The organism is Corallococcus sp. AB018 (assembly GCF_003986945.1).
In the GTDB taxonomy this organism is placed as follows: Bacteria; Myxococcota; Myxococcia; order Myxococcales; family Myxococcaceae; genus Corallococcus; species Corallococcus exiguus.
Genome location: NZ_RAWR01000469.1, coordinates 1 through 784, shown reverse-complemented (window position 1 = coordinate 784; position 784 = coordinate 1). Strand labels below are relative to the sequence as shown.

Below are 784 nucleotides of genomic sequence, written 5' to 3'. Positions count from 1 at the left end.
GGAGCACGTGCTACCAGCTCCAGGACGCGGCGCGCTGGGAGTCGGGGGAAACCTGCGCGCAGGCGGAGTTCGAGTTGCTGCGGCATGCGGCGCGGGTGGCGGCGCGTCCGGGGCACGTGCTCCTCGTGCAGTCCCTGCAGCGGGCCTTCCTGGGAGGCGCAGCCCAATTGCTGCCACTCATGGGAGGAGACGCGCTGCGCGAGTGGGCCTTCCGCGTAATGGAAATCCTGCACGAGCGTGACGTGCAAGCACTTCAGCATGAGATGCCAGCGCTGCTGAAGGCGCGCGATGAGCGCGTGCTGAACGCATTCGCTCCCGCTGCCGCCTCCGCTCCCCAGGAGCAGGCTTCCCCCGAGGCTCCATGCGCTCCTGAGGACCTTCGTGGTTCCTCCGTGCCGGTCGCCCCCCTGGACGATGCTTTGGAGACAGCGGCTTGCGAGGGCGAGCAGAGCCTCGGCCTCCTTGAGACGGCCGTCGAGGACACCGGGGCGTTCGGCGTTGCACTCCGTCCCCATGGCGAGACCGCCGCCTTGGATTCCGACAGCGGGACGCTGCTGACTTCTCCCGCCCCAGAGGATGCGTCCTGTGGACACGATGGAGGGGGCGCCGTGAGAGAGGTGGCGGGTGATGTTTCGCGCGACCTGGCTGACGGGTTGGCCGATGGAGGCGTTTCGTCCGGCGGGAGCGGCCTCCCGTCAGCGGATCCACCTACCGGTTCCCTCGGACAATCGCGCGGCTCGGAATGAAAGGCGGGTGGACCGCTTCACGGGACCCTGGGTGGGTG

At 69.0% G+C, this 784-nt stretch carries 1 pseudogene; it reads left to right on the top strand.

The annotated features are described in order from the left end of the window. Positions 1 to 746: pseudogene (locus D7Y11_RS44825) on the top strand (GntR family transcriptional regulator); the annotation flags it as partial. Positions 747 to 784 lie beyond the last annotated feature (38 nt).